General features: G+C 67.9%; 15 protein-coding genes. 5 read left to right on the top strand and 10 right to left on the bottom strand.

From position 1 onward, the window contains the following. Positions 1-2: 2 nt before the first annotated feature. Positions 3-1,157, bottom strand: coding sequence for a GuaB3 family IMP dehydrogenase-related protein (locus ACIBK2_RS09730; RefSeq protein ID WP_396965459.1), 1,155 nt, complete (start codon positions 1,155-1,157; stop codon positions 3-5). A 296-nt stretch (positions 1,158-1,453) separates the two neighbouring features. Then, positions 1,454-2,998: an IMP dehydrogenase gene (gene guaB / locus ACIBK2_RS09725; protein ID WP_357386419.1), complete on the bottom strand. Its 1,545-nt coding sequence runs from the start codon at positions 2,996-2,998 to the stop codon at positions 1,454-1,456. 304 nt (positions 2,999-3,302) lie between these two features. On the opposite strand from guaB, the gene ACIBK2_RS09720 reads away from it, so the two are divergent. Next, on the top strand, positions 3,303-3,716 hold the full coding sequence (locus ACIBK2_RS09720; protein WP_357386417.1) for a DUF5319 domain-containing protein: 414 nt from the start codon (positions 3,303-3,305) through the stop codon (positions 3,714-3,716). Between the two features lie 195 nt (positions 3,717-3,911). Here the strand turns inward: ACIBK2_RS09720 and ACIBK2_RS09715 are convergent, their stop codons facing one another. The 3 genes from ACIBK2_RS09715 to ACIBK2_RS09705 all read right to left on the bottom strand — a co-directional run bounded on the left by ACIBK2_RS09715 (position 3,912) and on the right by ACIBK2_RS09705 (position 6,664). Continuing rightward, positions 3,912-5,000 carry an anti-sigma-D factor RsdA gene (locus tag ACIBK2_RS09715; protein WP_396965456.1) on the bottom strand — a complete coding sequence of 363 codons (1,089 nt, stop codon included), beginning with the start codon at positions 4,998-5,000 and terminating at the stop codon, positions 3,912-3,914. After that, on the bottom strand, positions 4,993-5,571 hold the full coding sequence (locus tag ACIBK2_RS09710) for a sigma-70 family RNA polymerase sigma factor (protein WP_396965454.1): 579 nt from the start codon (positions 5,569-5,571) through the stop codon (positions 4,993-4,995). Before ACIBK2_RS09710 ends, ACIBK2_RS09715 begins: the two co-directional genes overlap by 8 nt. Before the next feature lie 214 nt (positions 5,572-5,785). Next, positions 5,786-6,664: a hypothetical protein gene (locus ACIBK2_RS09705; RefSeq protein ID WP_396965452.1), complete on the bottom strand. Its 879-nt coding sequence runs from the start codon at positions 6,662-6,664 to the stop codon at positions 5,786-5,788. Positions 6,665-7,292: 628 nt separating this feature from the next. On the opposite strand from ACIBK2_RS09705, the gene ACIBK2_RS09700 reads away from it, so the two are divergent. From ACIBK2_RS09700 to ACIBK2_RS09690, 3 genes are all read left to right on the top strand, one after another. Next, complete coding sequence (locus tag ACIBK2_RS09700; RefSeq protein WP_014981828.1) at positions 7,293-7,586, top strand: WhiB family transcriptional regulator; 294 nt, start codon at positions 7,293-7,295, stop codon at positions 7,584-7,586. 363 nt (positions 7,587-7,949) lie between these two features. Further along, positions 7,950-8,525 carry a sigma-70 family RNA polymerase sigma factor gene (locus tag ACIBK2_RS09695; RefSeq protein ID WP_150404215.1) on the top strand — a complete coding sequence of 192 codons (576 nt, stop codon included), beginning with the start codon at positions 7,950-7,952 and terminating at the stop codon, positions 8,523-8,525. A 1-nt stretch (position 8,526) separates the two neighbouring features. Then, entirely contained in the window at positions 8,527-8,778 is a 252-nt protein-coding gene (locus tag ACIBK2_RS09690) for a hypothetical protein (protein ID WP_396965450.1), read from the top strand. 81 nt (positions 8,779-8,859) lie between these two features. Here the strand turns inward: ACIBK2_RS09690 and groL are convergent, their stop codons facing one another. Next, positions 8,860-10,470: a chaperonin GroEL gene (gene groL / locus ACIBK2_RS09685; protein ID WP_396965448.1), complete on the bottom strand. Its 1,611-nt coding sequence runs from the start codon at positions 10,468-10,470 to the stop codon at positions 8,860-8,862. Positions 10,471-10,617: 147 nt separating this feature from the next. Continuing rightward, the gene (gene groES, locus ACIBK2_RS09680; RefSeq protein WP_014981824.1) at positions 10,618-10,917 is read right to left on the bottom strand and encodes a co-chaperone GroES; all 300 of its coding nucleotides are present in this window, start codon (positions 10,915-10,917) and stop codon (positions 10,618-10,620) included. 705 nt (positions 10,918-11,622) lie between these two features. Here groES and ACIBK2_RS09675 point away from each other — a divergent pair. Next, positions 11,623-13,173 carry an Hsp70 family protein gene (locus ACIBK2_RS09675; protein WP_396965446.1) on the top strand — a complete coding sequence of 517 codons (1,551 nt, stop codon included), beginning with the start codon at positions 11,623-11,625 and terminating at the stop codon, positions 13,171-13,173. 437 nt (positions 13,174-13,610) lie between these two features. On the opposite strand, the gene tsaD is transcribed toward ACIBK2_RS09675, so the two are convergent. The 3 genes from tsaD to tsaB are packed head-to-tail and all read right to left on the bottom strand — an operon-like array spanning position 13,611 to position 15,908. Further along, the gene (tsaD, locus tag ACIBK2_RS09670; RefSeq protein WP_396965444.1) at positions 13,611-14,654 is read right to left on the bottom strand and encodes a tRNA (adenosine(37)-N6)-threonylcarbamoyltransferase complex transferase subunit TsaD; all 1,044 of its coding nucleotides are present in this window, start codon (positions 14,652-14,654) and stop codon (positions 13,611-13,613) included. Then, positions 14,651-15,145: a ribosomal protein S18-alanine N-acetyltransferase gene (gene rimI, locus ACIBK2_RS09665; RefSeq protein ID WP_396965442.1), complete on the bottom strand. Its 495-nt coding sequence runs from the start codon at positions 15,143-15,145 to the stop codon at positions 14,651-14,653. The genes tsaD and rimI overlap by 4 nt, the downstream gene beginning before the upstream one ends. A 4-nt stretch (positions 15,146-15,149) precedes the next feature. Continuing rightward, positions 15,150-15,908: a tRNA (adenosine(37)-N6)-threonylcarbamoyltransferase complex dimerization subunit type 1 TsaB gene (gene tsaB, locus ACIBK2_RS09660; protein WP_396965440.1), complete on the bottom strand. Its 759-nt coding sequence runs from the start codon at positions 15,906-15,908 to the stop codon at positions 15,150-15,152. Positions 15,909-15,932 lie beyond the last annotated feature (24 nt).

Raw genomic sequence — 15,932 nt, 5'->3', positions numbered from 1 at the left:
GCTCACCCGCGGACGCTGAGTCCGACCTTCTGGAACTCCTTGAGGTCGGAGTAGCCGGCCTTGGCCATCGAACGGCGGAGGCCGCCAACCAGATTCAGCGAGCCGAACGGGTCATCGGACGGGCCGTACAGCACCTGCTCCAGGCTGGGGCGCACCGAGTCGCCCGTGCCCTCGTCCAGCTCCCACTCGACGCCGAGCAGCGAGCCGCGCGGCACCGAGGGGTGCGCGGCGGCGGACGGCCAGTACCAGCCACGGCCGGGCGCCTCGGCGGAAACCGCCAGCGGCACGCCGAGCATCGCGGCGTCCGCGCCACAGGCGATCGTCTTGGCGAGCTGGCCGGACGTTTCCACGTCGCCGTCGGCGATGACGTGCACGTAGCGCCCGCCGGTCTCGTCGAGGTAGTCGCGGCGCGCGGCGGCGGCGTCGGCGATCGCGGTGGCCATCGGCACGCCGATGCCGAGCACCTCGCGGGTGGTGGTCGCGCCCTGGAACGAGCCGTAGCCGACGATGACGCCCGCCGCGCCGGTGCGCATCAGGTGCAGCGCGGTGCGGTGATCGCTGACGCCACCCGCCACCACGGGCACGTCCAGCTCGGCGATGAAGGTCTTGAGGTTCAACGGCTCACCGTCGCCGACGTGTTCGGCGGAGATGATGGTGCCGTGCACGACGAGCAGGTCGACCCCGGCCTGCACCAGCGCGGGAGTCAGCGCGCGAGCGTTCTGCGGGCTCACCCGCACCGCGACGGTGACACCGGCCGCCTTGACCTGCGCGACGGCGGCGGCGAGCAGCTCGGGCTGCATCGGCGCGGCGTGCAGCTCCTGCAGCAGCGAGACAGCCCGCTCGTAGCCGCCCTTGCCGACGAGCTCGAGCAACTGGTCGATCTTCGCGGCGACATCGGCGTGCCTGGCCCACAGCCCCTCGCCGTTGATGACGCCGAGCCCGCCGAGGCGCCCGAGCTCGATGGCGAACTCCGGCGAGACCAGCGCGTCGGTCGGGTGCGTGAGGAACGGGATCTCGAAGCGGTAGGCGTCGAGCTGCCAGGACAGCGACACCTGCTTCGACGAGCGGGTCCGGCGCGAGGGAACGATGTCGATATCGTCCAGCTCATAGGTACGCCGGGCGGTCCGGCCCATGCCGATCTCGACCATGTCGCGCACGTCTGTACTCCTTGTCTAATTTGCAGCGCCTGCGGCGCTGCGTGTTCGCGGCCCCCGGGTGTCTCGTGTCCGAGCGGCCGAGACTAGCGCCTGCGGCGCATGCGCTTCGGCCACTCGGACACGAGACGGGCCGCGAACGGCGCTCGCAAAACTCGCGCCTCCAGTGGTTTACCTATGGGCGGCCAGGTAGGAACCTGAGCCCCTAACTCCGCTCGACCATCGGTTCTGTACGCAGACCCGTAGGCACGCTCAATCATGCACGGACCAAGCGGTCTCGTACACGAACATCAAGCGGACTAGCCGCGACCAGTGTAGTTAGGGGCCTCGACGGTCATCGTGATGTCGTGCGGGTGGCTCTCCTTGAGCCCCGCGGCGGTGATCTGCACGAACTGCGCGTCCTGCAGGTGCGCGATGGACTGCGAGCCGGTGTAGCCCATGGCCGCGCGCAGGCCGCCGACGAGCTGGTGGATGACCTGGTTGACCGGTCCGCGGAACGGCACTCGGCCCTCGATGCCCTCGGGGACCAGCTTGTCCTCGGCGAGCACGTCGTCCTGGAAGTAGCGGTCCTTGGAGAAGGACTTGGCCTGGCCGCGGCCCTGCATCGCGCCGAGCGAACCCATGCCGCGGTAGCTCTTGAACTGCTTGCCGCCCACCAGGATCAGCTCACCCGGCGATTCGGCCGTGCCCGCGAGCAGCGAGCCGAGCATCACGGTGGACGCGCCCGCGGCGATCGCCTTGGCGATGTCGCCGGAGAACTGGATGCCGCCGTCGGCGATCACCGGAACACCGTGCGGCTTGCAGGCCGCGACGGCCTCCAGGATCGCGGTGATCTGCGGCGCGCCGACACCGGCGACCACGCGGGTGGTGCAGATGGAGCCGGGACCGACGCCGACCTTCACCGCGTCCGCGCCCGCCTCGACGAGGGCGAGGGCACCGGCCCTGGTCGCGACGTTGCCGCCGACGATCTGGATCCGGTCGCCGACCTCGGCCTTGACCTTGGTGACCATCTGCAGCACCTGGGCCTGGTGGCCGTGCGCGGTGTCCACGATGAGCACGTCGACGCCTGCGTCGGACAGCGTCATGGCGCGCGACCAGGCGTCGTCGCCGACACCGACCGCGGCACCGACCAGCAGGCGGCCGTCGCGGTCCTTGGTGGCGTTCGGGTACTGATCGGTCTTGACGAAGTCCTTGACCGTGATGAGCCCGCGCAGCTTGCCGTTGCCGTCGACGATGGGCAGCTTCTCGATCTTGTGCCTGCGCAGCAGGCCGAGCGCGGCCTCCGCGGTGACGCCCTCCTGCGCGGTGATCAGCGGCGCCTTGGTCATCACCTCTTCGACCCTGCGGTTCTGGTCGACCTCGAACCGCATGTCGCGGTTGGTGATGATGCCCACAAGGCTGCCGACCTCGTCCACCACCGGCAGACCGGAGATGCGGAACCGGGCGCACATGGCGTCGACCTCGGCGAGGGTGTCCGACGGACGGCAGGTGACCGGATCGGTGACCATGCCCGCCTCGGACCGCTTCACGGTCTCCACCTGGGCGGCCTGGTCGGCGCCGGACAGGTTGCGGTGCAGCACGCCCATGCCGCCGGCCCTGGCCATCGAGATGGCCATCCGCGCCTCGGTGACCGTGTCCATCGCGGAACTGACCAGCGGGGTCCGCAGCCGGATATCCCGGGTCAGTTGGCTGGAGGTCTCCACAGAGCTGGGGATGAGATCCGAGGCGGCGGGCAGCAACAGCACATCGTCGAATGTGAGGCCGAGCATGGCGATCTTGTTCGGATCGTCACCACCCGTAGATGGGCGTACAGCGGTGCGTTCGCCCGATACGGGATTACTCATTCGGATCGACCCCTCCTGGACGTCGACAGCGACCGGCGCCGGGGTCACCGGCGCCGCGCGCAGCTGATGGGATGGACTGGTGGCTCCGGGAATCGTGTCGGGTGCTCGCCGGAGCCTGAGACCATAGTATCTGTCCCGCAAACTCGTCGGCCAAGTGAGCCCACTGGGCGCCGGCCGGGGACCGGAGAGGGTACGCGCCGGGGGAGGACACGGGGGCGAAGTCGACCGGGGAACGGTGAGTACCGGCGAAACTTGCGGCCGACATAGCTGGCGCAGACCACCCTGTTCTGCGTACCGTGGGGATGTGCGTGACCATCTACCACCTGGCTTGCCGCCGGATCCGTTCGCCGGAGACCCCTCCGACCCGTCCGCCGCGCTCGACGCCATCGAGCCCGGTGAGCCGCTGGATCCCCACGAGCGCCTTGCGGTCGAGGAAGATCTCGCCGATCTAGCCGTCTACGAGGCGCTACTAGCGCACCGCGGAATCCGCGGACTCGTGGTCAGCTGCGAAGACTGTCGGCAGGATCACTACCACGACTGGGACATGTTGCGCGCCAACCTACTTCAACTGTTGGTGGACGGCACCGTGCGCCCGCACGAGCCCGCCTACGATCCGACGCCGGAAGCGTACGTCACCTGGGACTACTGCCGGGGATACGCGGATGCCTCGATGAACGAGGCCTTCCACGGCGACGGATTCGAAGGGTTCGACAACTGAGGTTCGTGGCACCGAACCGATGACGCGTCCCTTCCGGGAGCTCGCGTGACGTGGCGTATCACGCTGTGATCTTCGACGCACTCATGCTCGATGTCCGAAGCCTGATCGCCGGGGCATAACACCCCCGAACAGACAGAAAACCGACCGCCACTCGGCAATCGGTTCTTGTCTTGTTCGAGATTCTCTCGCGGGTTGCTAGCTCGGCGTCGCCGCGCCGCCGGACCCGGGCGGTATGACGAACGTGGTGCCCGGATTGCCTTGCGTCGGTACCCGAGTCGGCGGCTGCTGGGTCTGGCCACCGTTGTCGTTGGTCGGCTCCACCACAGTGGGCTTGGACACGGTGGTCGGCGTCGCCGGGGGTTGCGTGGTGGTCGGCTCCACCGTCGGCGGCGGTGTGGTCACCGTCGGCGGAGTCGGCTTGTCCTCGCTCGGCGGCGTGGACGGTTCGGTGGTGGGTTCGGTCGGCTTGTCGCTCGGCTGACTCGGCTTCGTCAGGACCGTCGACGGCACCGAGGCGTCGACCGGCGGGACCGGCTTCGGCGTAACACTGACGCTCGTCGACGGTTCGCTCGGCTTACCCGAGGTGCCTTGATCCAGCTGATCGGCCAAATCGCCGTAGCCGCTGGCCCGCAGCTGATCGACGAGGCGCTGCCACTCCGTCATCAGCTTGTCGTGCTTCTCCGGGCTGTCGACCTGGTCGGCATTCGCCTTCGCCGACTCCAGCCGCGCCTTGGCCTGCGCCGGGTTCTGGTTGATCAGCTTCCCCGCTTCATCCAGATCGGTGCCTGCCCGCTGCGCCACGGTGCTCTGCGCCGCCTGGCTGAAGACGACTTCCTTGAGATTCCACAGCGGATCGCCGGGCTGGGAGCCGTACGAGAACGCCGTCACACCGCCGATGACCAGGGCGAGTGCCGCCGCGGTCCCGAGCAGCGGACGGATGTAGCGCAGCCTGCTGCTGCCTTGCACCCCGTTGCGGAACTGCCGTGCGCCGATCTCCTGATTGACCGCGGCGACGATCACATCCAGATCCGGCTCCGCGGTCATCGGTGGAGCGATGAGCTCCGCTCGCCAGTCCGCGAGTAAGGTCGCGAGCTGATATTCCTCCGCGCTGTCGGTCCGTACCGGGCCATCGCTTGCGATAGCGTCGATCAACGCGTCGTCGCGGCGTACCGCGGCGATGTCGACCGGACCGGTGTCTCCGGACGCGTCGGCGTAGGGACCGCTGTTTCGCGATCCAAGCCGCGCTTTCCAGTCACCCCGACCGCGCTCGCCATCCCTAGCCATACATTTCACCTGCCCTCGCCACTTGAGACTTCAGTTTCGCGAGCGCCCTGTGCTGGGCCACTCGTATCGCCCCCGCCGTACTGCCCACGGCGACTGCGGTTTCTTCGGCTGACAAACCCATGACCAATCGCAGGATCAAGATCTCTCGATGTTTCTCGGGGAGTGTCGCGAGCAGACGGTTCATCTGCCTGCTCGTCTCCGATTCGAGAGCTCGTTGTTCCGGACCATGGTCGGTGGATATGACATCTGGTACTTCGGCCATTGCCTCCGCCTTGTTACGGGCGGCATTGCGATGGGCGTCGGCGACCTTGTGCGAAGCGATTCCGTAAACGAAGGCCATGAAGGGCCTGCCCAGGTCTTGATACCTGGGCAAGGCGGTCATCACGGCCAAACAGACCTCCTGCGCAACGTCATCCGCGGAGAGCTGCCCACGCTCCGCGGCTCCGATCCGCGCGCGGCAATAACGCACCACGAGCGGGCGGATCATCTCCAGCACCTGAGCTAAAGCGGATCTGTCGCCCTGCGCAGCCGCAGTGACGGCGAGGTCCAACTCTTCGCCCATGTTCGTCATCGTCAGAGAGATTCCCGGCGTTACAAGTGGCACGGTCGGTGATGACCAGTGCTTCCGCCGAAGCGGCGGAACGGATCTAACAATAGCGATACAGCGCGCGGAACAAGGCAACTGGGAGCGCTTGCGAGCTCGAATGTGCGAGGCCGCACGGGAGCCCTTCCCTGCACAGGCCCTGCACAACCTGATGTAGTCCCGCTTAAAAGCTTTGCGACAGCTAGCCGGTCGGTTGCGCCGCCGTCGCCGGACGAAACCGACCGCCACGTCGGACGATGGTCACGGCGCAGTCCTCGGCCTCGGCCGCGGCGCCGGGGCTGCCGAGCCCGTCGCGCAGCATCGCGCTCGCCCAACGCAACGGCAACATGCCATGTTCGCGACATTCCTCGGCAACCTGCTCGGCGAGCTCGCGTGACCGGTCGTGCTCCCCCGCCACCGCGGCCGCCGCGGCGACCAGTAGCCGGGACTTGACCAGATGCCGCACCGACGGTCCGCGCTGGGCGAGTTCGAGCGCCGCCGCCGCGTACGTGCCTGCCGACTCGACAGCGCCTGCGGCGAGCGAGGTTTCGGCGCTGACCCACTGCCTGCGGATGGCGGGCCGCCAACCGAGCCGGTCATCCGGCACCACTTCCGCAGCGCGGCCGAGCAGCCGCCAGGCCAGCGCGACCCGGCCGAGGCCGAGCGCGTCGGCCGCGAGACCGGTCAGCGCGTCACAGATCGCGTCGCCGCGGCCGAAGGGATAGTCGGAGGGCCCGTCCACGGCACGGTCACCCATCGATCGCACGGAGAGCAGGGCGGCGGCCCGGCCGTCGAGGGCGGCGGCCCTGGCATGCCAGCCGAGCTGGCGCAGCAGCGAACCCTCGGTACTCGCGGCCAGCGAAAGCACAATCGGATCGGTGCTGTGGGCGCGGGCAATTCGCAATTCGGCGCGTGCCGCGGCATATCGACCCTGACCACCCAGAATCACCGCCCGATACCAAGAACCCAGCGCGTCGGGCGCGGTCGGCAACTCGGCAGCGGCGCGACCGGGGTGCGCGCCGAAGGCACTCTCGGCGAGTATCTCGAATCGGGTATCTCCGAGCGGAGCAGGTGCGAACACGGCCGAAACTGTATACCGGTCCGGGACAAGATGGCCGGGAGAAAGACCTGGCCCGACCAACCGGCAACCACTCAGCATTTCTGATCTCTATACGATGTTTCCATCAGGTAAATCTCGTACCGGCAATCACCGAGCGCCCGCGTTCGGAATTCACACGCGTTTCGCGCAATTAACCTCAACGCCCCGTTTCCGCCATCTCGGATCTGCTCGCAGCACGCGGCGCCGCGCGGCGCTGTGACCACGCCCACCCGGCCCCTGCGGAGCTCTGATCGGAGAATTGCCCCTAAAAATGGGGTCTACCAGCGGAAATAGGTCCTGGATGGAAGCATCGGCGAGCCATGCGCCACTGGTCAACCGATCAGTATCGCCGGAACCAATGCGAAAAGTAAACAGCTCAAAGGTTAAATTTCGCAGCCTAAGATTTGGGAAACTGCTGCGCCGAACTATTGACGGAATTTCGCGGCTGGACCTAACGTAGCTCATCGCCACGGTCGGCGCCGCGCGAAATTGCAGCGACCGCAACGGGCGAGCACAGGGGCACCCGCCGACCTAGCGCAGTGGCCTACCACACTTTGCAGAACAACTGCTCGACAACGCTGACGAGCTCGCACCACGAGGAGTTCACACAATGCCCATGCCGACCCACCTCCCCGGGCCGAACGCCGATGTCTGGGATTGGCAGATGCGAGGGTCCTGCCGCGGGCAGGACTCCGCCGTGTTCTTCCATCCCGACGGCGAACGTGGCCGAGCCCGTACCGCACGCGAGATGCGTGCAAAAGAGATCTGCCGGGCCTGCCCGGTACTGATGCAGTGCCGCAGCCACGCCCTCAAAGTCAGCGAGCCTTACGGCATCTGGGGCGGCATGTCCGAGACCGAACGCGAGATGCACGCCCGCCGCAATCGGCGGCGCATGGCGGTGTAGTTGAAATTGTTCCCATCCGCGGGGTGTGGCGCACCGAATCCCTAGCAAACAACCGGCAGGCAATACGCGGTCACCACCGCCACGCCTGCGGCGGCGACCACCCGACGCCGCACACCCTGTCGAGCCCTGCGTTTCGCGGTTAGCTATCGGCGTGTCACGGCGTGTCTCTTGTTGGAGCCACCTGGCGTGTCGAAGTTTTCCGCAAAGTCGCTGGGCCACAGGTGGTTTGCCGACACCCCAGCCGAAGGGAGGTCATAGCGACCCGCTACGGTGGTGACCGATGACACAGAATGGAGCGTTGTGACAACGCGGCAGCCGGCCGCAGAGGGCGACTCGTTCCGAAGAGATGCCTTCCCACCCGGTGTGGATTCTGCGGTTACGGCCCGCGCCGCCGAGAGCATCGAACTCGCCGACCTGCTACATCGTTGCGGCGAGTCCGACCAGGAAGCCTTTGCCGAGCTATACGACCGGACGTCCGCGCGCGTCTTCGGTCTGGTGCTGCGCGTCCTGCACGACCCCGGCTACGCCGAAGAGACGACGCAGGAGGTCTACCTGCAGATCTGGCGTACGGCAGCCAGTTTCGACGCCGACAAGGGATCGGCGGTGACGTGGTTGATGACGCTCGCCCACCGGCGGGCCGTCGACCGGGTGCGCGCCGAGCAGGCGCACACCCAACGCGAGGTCGCCTACGGGATAAGGGTTCTCGGTAACGAATTCGACGAGGTAACCGAAGAAGTAGAGCGAAGGCTCGAACAGCAGGCCGTCCTCGACGGACTCGCGACGTTGACCGAGACCCAGCGAGAGGCCATCTCGCTCGCCTACTACGGCGGGCGGACCTACGCGGAGGTCGCGCTGTATCTCGGAGTAGGGTTACCGACCGTTAAGTCCCGAATTCGGGACGGATTGACACGACTCAAAAGAAGTTTGGGGGTGACGTGAGATGAATGAACGCCAGGTCGATCTCGCGCACACCGTCGCGCTCGGATCGATCGACGACGTAGATCACCATGAGGTGCAGGAACTGCTCGACACCGACGACCCCGCCCTACGCGCGGAGTTCATCACCGAGATCGGGCAGACGAGAGAAGCGCTCGCCGTGCTGTCCAGCGCGACGGCGACCCAACCACCCGCCACGCTGCGCACCCGATTGCTCGCGGCCATCGCCGCCGAACAACCGCCCGTAGCCTCTTGATCTCGTAAAAACGAAACCCTTTTGATTTCGTAAAACGAAGGCCCCCGGACGCGACGTCCGAGGGCCTTCTCTGGTTTCAGCTCAGTGGCTGTGACCGTGGTGGCTGTGGTCGTGCGCCTCTTCGGCGGGCTTCTCCACAATCGCGCTCTCGGTGGTGAGGATCATCCGCGCCACCGACGCCGCGTTCACGACGGCCGAGCGGGTCACCTTCACCGGATCGACGACACCGTCGGACAGCAGGTCACCGTAGGTGAGGGTGGCGGCGTTGAAGCCCTCCTTGCCCTCGGCGACCTTGCTGACCACCACGGAGCCGTCGACGCCCGCGTTGGTGGCGATCCAGAACAGCGGCGCCGACAGTGCGGTCCGCACCACCTCGACGCCGGTGGCCTCGTCGCCGGACAGCGAGTCGCGCAGCTCGATCAGCTTCGCGGCCGCCTGCACCAGCGCGGAGCCGCCACCGGGCACGATGCCCTCCTCGACGGCGGCCTTGGCCGCGCTCACCGCGTCCTCGACCCGGTACTTGCGCTCCTTGAGCGCGGTCTCGGTGGCCGCGCCGACCTTGATCACCGCGACGCCGCCGGACAGCTTCGCCAGCCGCTCCTCGAGCTTCTCCCGATCCCAGTCGGAGTCGGTGGCCTCGATCTCGCGACGCAGCTGCGCGCCGCGGGCCGCGATGTCTTCCTTGGAGCCGACGCCGTCGACGATCGTGGTGTCGTCCTTGGTGACGACGATGCGACGCGCCTGGCCGAGCACGTCCAGGCCGGCCTCGCGCAGGTTGATGCCGAGGTCGGGGTTGATCACGGTGCCCGCGGTGACCACGGCCAGGTCGTCCAGGAACGCCTTGCGACGGTCACCGAAGAACGGCGCCTTCACCGCGACAGCCTTGATCGTCTTGCGGATCGAGTTGACCACCAGGGTGGACAGCGCCTCGCCCTCGACGTCCTCGGCGATGATCAGCACCGGCTTGCCGGATTCGGCGATCTTCTCCAGCAGCGGCAGGAAGTCCGGCAGCGAGCTGATCTTCTCGCGGTGCAGCAGGATGAGCGCATCCTCGAGCACGGCCTGCTGGCTGTCGGTGTCGGTGACGAAGTAGGGCGAGAGGTAGCCCTTGTCGAACTGCACGCCCTCGGTGACAACGAGTTCGGTCTGCGTCGTCGAGGACTCCTCGACGGTGACGACGCCGTCCTTGCCGACCACGGTCAGGGCCTTGCCGACCATCTCGCCGATTTCCTCGTCGCGCGAGGACACGGTGGCGACCTGTGCGATCGCCTTCTCGCCGGACACCGGGGTGGCCGCGGCGAGCAGCGCGGCGGAGACCGCGTCGGCGGCCTTGGCGATGCCGTAGCCGAGCGAGATCGGATTCGCGCCCGCGGCAACGTTCTTCAGGCCGGCCCGGACCAGCGCCTGGGCCAGCACGGTCGCGGTGGTCGTACCGTCGCCCGCGACATCGTTGGTCTTGGTGGCGACGCTCTTGACCAGCTGCGCGCCGAGGTTCTCGAACGGATCTTCCAGGTCGATCTCGCGCGCGATGGTGACACCGTCGTTGGTCACGGTCGGGCCGCCGAAGGCCTTCGCGAGCACGACGTGGCGGCCGCGCGGGCCGAGGGTGACCTTGACGGCGTCGGCGAGCTTGTCGACGCCGCGTTCCAGAGCCCGGCGAGCCTTCTCGTCGAACTCGATCTGCTTTGGCATAAGTCCTATTCCTTGGATTGAGACGAGACTGCCCCGGTCCCCGCTCAGGGGAACCGGGGCAGTGTCATGACGACTCGATCCCGGCGGTCGGGTGAGCGTTCATCACTCGATTGCGGCTCGCGCCGCAACGACCGCGCGGAGCGCGGGTCACTTGGTGACGACGGCCAGCACGTCGCGCGCCGACAGGATGAGGTATTCCTCGCCCTGGTACTTGATCTCGGTGCCGCCGTACTTGCTGTAGATGACGGTGTCACCCTCCTTGACGTCGACCGGGATGCGGTCACCCTTGTCGGTGACGCGTCCTTCGCCGACGGCGATGACGGTGCCCTCCTGCGGCTTTTCCTTCGCCGTGTCGGGGATGACCAGGCCGGAGGCCGTCGTCGTCTCGGCCTCGTTGGCCTGGACGAGGATCTTGTCCTCGAGCGGCTTGATGTTCACGCTCGCCACGTTGAGCCCTCCACTTTCAGGGGATGTCGTCCGGAACTGTTGTTCCAGACCATCGGTATCAGGTTTTGATGCTGACCCTGTCGCATAGCCCCGTCGTCGCGGGTGCCGGGACCCCTGCTCAGTAGTCAAAAATGCCTGGCAACGCTCAGTGCACCGGACGGACGAAAGTCCGGCCGCGCACATCAGCAGTGCCGACTAGCACTCTATACATGAGAGTGCCAGCGCTCAAGGCCGGGATGTGCCAATTTCAGATCGCCACGAACCTTCGTGTTCGCCGACACGCCCAACGCACGCCCGGAGGGGTTTTCAATGGATCCGGAAAACTGTAACGTTCGGATAACGGATTGTGACACTATTGACGACGGTCGCTGTCCGACCGCTGTGTTCGTCACGAACCGGTGCCGTCGGAGACCAGGGGTTGTCACAGAACGTACGTCGCTACACCGCTCGGCGTCACCGAATACCTCAGCGTGATCCGAAGTTCCGGCGTCATCGAACACCCAGCGTCATAGAAGACACCAGCGCCATCAGAGCTGCACCAGAGAGCTAGCCACACGTGATCCATCGCCGGTCCCCGCGACCCATCCGGACAACGGGACCGAACGGGTTTCAGTCCGGATCGTCCGTCGACCACACGGCGACTCGGCAGTCCATTCGAGATGGTCGGCGCCACAAGACCATCCGCTCGAAGGGAGGTGAATGAACATGCGAACATCCCTCGGTATCTCGGCCGGGTCCGAGGTCGTGTGCTCGGCGCTGGTCGCCACCGCGTCGAACGGCGCGCAGAGCTTCGACTATCGCGTCGTGTCCGCCGACGCGGCCCACTCCGACCTAGGCGATCTCGTCGCGTCCTCGATCGAGCTGATGACCACCCAGCTGCCCACCACGCAGCTGGCGCACGACGCAGGCTATCCGGTCGGCGCGCGCTTCGCCGGCGCGCAGCCGCGCAACCTGGAATCGCCGACCAGTCGCCCGCCGACCAGCGTCGCCGTCGCCTACCGCACCAAGGAGCAGGCGCAGGCGATCCGCGCGGCCACCGGCAAGCAGCGCGAACTGCGGCTGGTCCCGGAGGGCACCGCGGCACTCACCTACCTGCGGCACACCGGCCTGCTCGACCGCTACGAGACGGTCGCCGTCATCGACCTCGGCGCCACCGGACTCAGCGTCACCGTCGCCGACCAGGCCGACGGCACCGTGCTCCGGTCCGAGCGCACGATCGCGATCAGCGGCAACGCCATCGACGATCTCATCTACCACCACCTGGTCGACCTGCACTACGCCCGGCGCGGCACCCGCCCCAACCGCGGCATGCTGACCAATCGCGGCCGCGCGGCCAAGGAACACCTGTCCATCGCGCCCGCCGTCACCATCGACCACGTCGCGGGTAGGCCGCTCAAGTTGACCAGGGCCGACTTCGAGGAGCTGATCGCTGATCTGCTGCGCGAGACGGCCGTGTTCGCCGCCGCCGTGTTCGCCAGGGCGCCCAAGTTCCCGCAGGCGGTGACGGTGATCGGCGGCGGAGCCAACATCCCCGCCGTGGTCGACACGCTCGCCGCGCAACTGGACGTCCCGGTGTTCACCGTCGAGGACCCCGACGCCGTGATCGCCAAAGGCGCCGCGCTGGTGGCCGATTCGGTGCAGCCGTCGGTGTTCCCGGTGGCCGCGCTCGGCTCCGACGCGCCGGTCGGCACCTTCACCAAGGTGGTCGGCACGCTGGCCGGGGCGATCGTGGTGGTCGGGCTGATCATCGGCTACGGCGTGAAGACCTTCGCGCCCACCTCGGACGACGAGGTCTCCCCCGCGGGCACCACGAGCAGCGTGTCGCAGCTGCCGCCGGCCCCGGGCAGCATCGTGGCACCGACCGGGGCGGGCACCGCGACCGGTGGGCGGAATCAGGAAAGCACCAATCGTCCACCGGGCGGCAACATTCCGTCGATCACCCAGGACCACGGCACCCCGTCCAGCACCCCGACCACGACGCCCGCCACCCCGCCGACCCAGCCGACGCTGCGCCCCGACCCGAACCTCCCGGTGATCCCGTTCCCGGAGCTGCTCGGCCCGCTGTTCGGCAACTCCGCTGGGCCACAACCGGGTTCGTCGGGCCAGGACAAGAACCGGCCCACCACGCCGAACCAGCGAACCGCGCCGACCCAGGCGCCCGCGCACTCACTCCTGCCGATGCCGCCCCGGCAGAATTCGGGCACGTCCGCGAACCCCGGCGTAGGCAGCCCGTGGCAGTCCGGCGAAACCGACTGACCCGCTCAGCCGCAGGCTCGCGACAGGGCCCAGCACCCCGCCCTCCCCGAACGCAGGAGAGCAAGCACGCCCTTGCCTCAGCCGCACCCTTTGTTCAACCCTCACACCCGGTACAGCGAGTGTGAGGGTTGAACAAAGGGTGTTCGGCCAGAACAAAGAGTGCGCATCGGGCATCCAGTGGCCTCGAAACCCCGACGCGACAGCCTCACTCCCGCAAAAGCGCTCGAGAACAGCACCACGGCCAGTCCTCCCGCTCCCAACCATCACCTCCGCCAGACCAAGCCGCGGTAGAGAAGGCCGGGAACCCCGCCTCACGCGCCTAGCACTGCCGGCATCCCCCGAACCGCCGAAAACCTCGGGGACCGCACACCCCAGGGCGTCTTTGAACGCACAACCTTGGGCTCGTAGACCTCGGTGTCGGACAACAGACCTCGATGTCAGACAACCCGACTGACCGACACCGGCAACCCGGGATCGGTCGCCACCGTGAGCGGCGACGGCTTCGCGCCGCCCGCGATCACATGCGCGCCGAGCGCTGCGATCATCACACCGTTGTCGGTACACAGCCGCGGTTTGGGCACCCGCAGCGTCAACCCGGCTGCCGCGCACCGCTCTTCGGCCATCGATCGGATCCGCGAGTTGGCGGTCGCGCCGCCACCGAGCACCAGCGTGTCGACGCCGACGTCCTGTGCCGCGCGCACCGCCTTCATGGTGAGCACATCGGCAACCGCCTCCTGGAACGACGCCGCGATATCCGGGATCGGCAGGTCCTCGGCGGTCAGCCCGCTGCGCTGCGCCGACTCGACATAGCGGGCGACGGAGGTCTTCAGACCGGAGAAGGAGAAGTCGTAGCGCGCGTCCCGCGGCCCGGTCATGCCGCGCGGAAACGCGATCGCGCGCGGATCACCTTGGGCGGCAGCGGCATCCAACGCCGGACCGCCGGGGAAACCCAGCCCGAGCAGCCGAGCCACCTTGTCGAACGCCTCGCCCGCCGCGTCATCGATGGTGCTGCCCAGCTCGATGATCGGCTCGGCCAGATCGGTGACCTGCAGCAGATGCGTATGCCCACCCGAGACCAGCAGCGCGACGCACGGCGGCATCGGACCGTGCTCCAGCGTGTCCACCGCGACATGCCCGCCGAGATGGTTCAGCGCGTAGAACGGCACATCCCACGCTGCCGCATAGGCTTTCGCGGCCGCGGCACCGACCAGGAGCGCACCGGCCAGACCGGGTCCGATCGTCACGCACAGCGCGTCCGGCTTCGCGATGCCCGCCGCGGCCAGCGCCCGGCGCATCGCGGGCACGATCGCCTCCAGATGCGCGCGCGACGCGATCTCGGGCACCACGCCGCCGAACCGCGCGTGCTGGTCGACGCTGGAGGCGACCTCGTCGGCGAGCAGCTCACAGCTACCGTCGGCGTGCCTGCGCACGACGCCGACTCCGGTTTCGTCGCAGGAACTTTCGATGCCCATGATGATCACGAGAGGACCTCGTCCGGGAGGGGCAGCGCGCTCAACGCGGGCCTGCGCATGGTGTAGGCGTCGGCGCCGCTGGGATGGTAGTAGTTCTTGCGCAACCCGATGATGTGGAAGCCGTGCTTGGCGTACAACGCGATCGCCGGGGTGTTGTCGGTGCGAACCTCGAGGAACACCGGCCCGCCGCGCTGGCCCGCCTCGGCGAGCAGCGCCTCCAGCAGCAGCGTGCCGATGCCGGCCCGCAGGCAGGTCGGGTCGACACCGATGGTGTGCACCTCGGCCTCGGGGTGTTCGTCATCACCGAGCAGCGCGACGCCGGCGTAGCCGACCATTCGCCCGTCGTCGTCCCGGGCGGTGATGTAGCGATTGTGCGGTGCGGCCAGCTCCGACTGGAACGCCACCGCGTGCCAGGGATCGTCCTCCGGGAACAGCAGCTGCTCGAGTTCGACGCAGCGCTCGATGTCGGCGGTGACCATCGGCTCGATTCGGATAGTCATCGGGTCACGCTCCCGTCCGGTCGAGGGTGCGGTAGCTCTTCTCGACGGCGTCGGGCCTGCGCAGGTACAGCGGCACCAGCGCGTCGGGCACCGCGCGCGCGAGCAGCTCCGGCGCGGCGACCTGGACCAGCCCGGCGGGCGACGGCGTCTCCACCGGAAGCACCGGCAGGTCGAAGAAGTCGACGTGCGAGGCGGACCCGGCGATCACCGTGGCCTGCGCCATATCCACCTCGTTCGGCTTGGCCACGTCCGGCCCCGCGACGCGCACGCCGTCGCGGTAGCGCGCCCAGTACACCTCCCGGCGGCGCGCGTCGGTGACCACGAGCAGTTCGCTGCCGGGTGTGAGGTCGGACACCGCGTCGGCGGCGATCGCGTCGAGGCTGCACACCCCGTACACCGGAATGCCCAGCGCGTCACCGAAGGCCGCGGCCGTCGCCATGCCGACGCGCAGCCCGGTGAACGGGCCCGGCCCGATGCCGACCACGACCGCGTCGAGGTCGGCCCTGGAACGTCCTGCCGCGCTGAGACATTCGAGAATCTGCGGGGTGAGCACCTCGGCATGCGCGCGCGGATCGACCCGCACGCGGGCGGCGAGGGTGCGGGTGTCGTATCGAGCGACCGGTAAGCGTTCGCCTGCGCTGCCGCGTGGCGCGACCGCCGAGCGGTCGCCACCGACGGTGGCCGCGCCCGGTGCGGCCTGCTCCAGTTCCACCAATCCCGCTGTCACGGCGGGTGTCGCGGTGTCGACGCTTAATACCAGCATGATTGATCCAACGATACCGGTTGG

The organism is Nocardia sp. NPDC050175 (assembly GCF_044459885.1).
GTDB lineage: Bacteria > Actinomycetota > Actinomycetes > Mycobacteriales > Mycobacteriaceae > Nocardia.
This window is presented reverse-complemented; position numbering and strand designations above follow the sequence as displayed.

Coding starts and splice junctions, on each gene's coding strand:
- ACIBK2_RS09675 (WP_396965446.1), top strand. CDS start 11,623: ATGCGAACATCCCTCGGTATCTCGGCCGGGTCCGAGGTCGTGTGCTCG.
- ACIBK2_RS09715 (WP_396965456.1), bottom strand. CDS start 5,000: ATGGCTAGGGATGGCGAGCGCGGTCGGGGTGACTGGAAAGCGCGGCTT.
- groL (WP_396965448.1), bottom strand. CDS start 10,470: ATGCCAAAGCAGATCGAGTTCGACGAGAAGGCTCGCCGGGCTCTGGAA.
- ACIBK2_RS09690 (WP_396965450.1), top strand. CDS start 8,527: ATGAATGAACGCCAGGTCGATCTCGCGCACACCGTCGCGCTCGGATCG.
- ACIBK2_RS09700 (WP_014981828.1), top strand. CDS start 7,293: ATGCCCATGCCGACCCACCTCCCCGGGCCGAACGCCGATGTCTGGGAT.
- guaB (WP_357386419.1), bottom strand. CDS start 2,998: ATGAGTAATCCCGTATCGGGCGAACGCACCGCTGTACGCCCATCTACG.
- ACIBK2_RS09710 (WP_396965454.1), bottom strand. CDS start 5,571: ATGACGAACATGGGCGAAGAGTTGGACCTCGCCGTCACTGCGGCTGCG.
- rimI (WP_396965442.1), bottom strand. CDS start 15,145: ATGACTATCCGAATCGAGCCGATGGTCACCGCCGACATCGAGCGCTGC.
- tsaB (WP_396965440.1), bottom strand. CDS start 15,908: ATGCTGGTATTAAGCGTCGACACCGCGACACCCGCCGTGACAGCGGGA.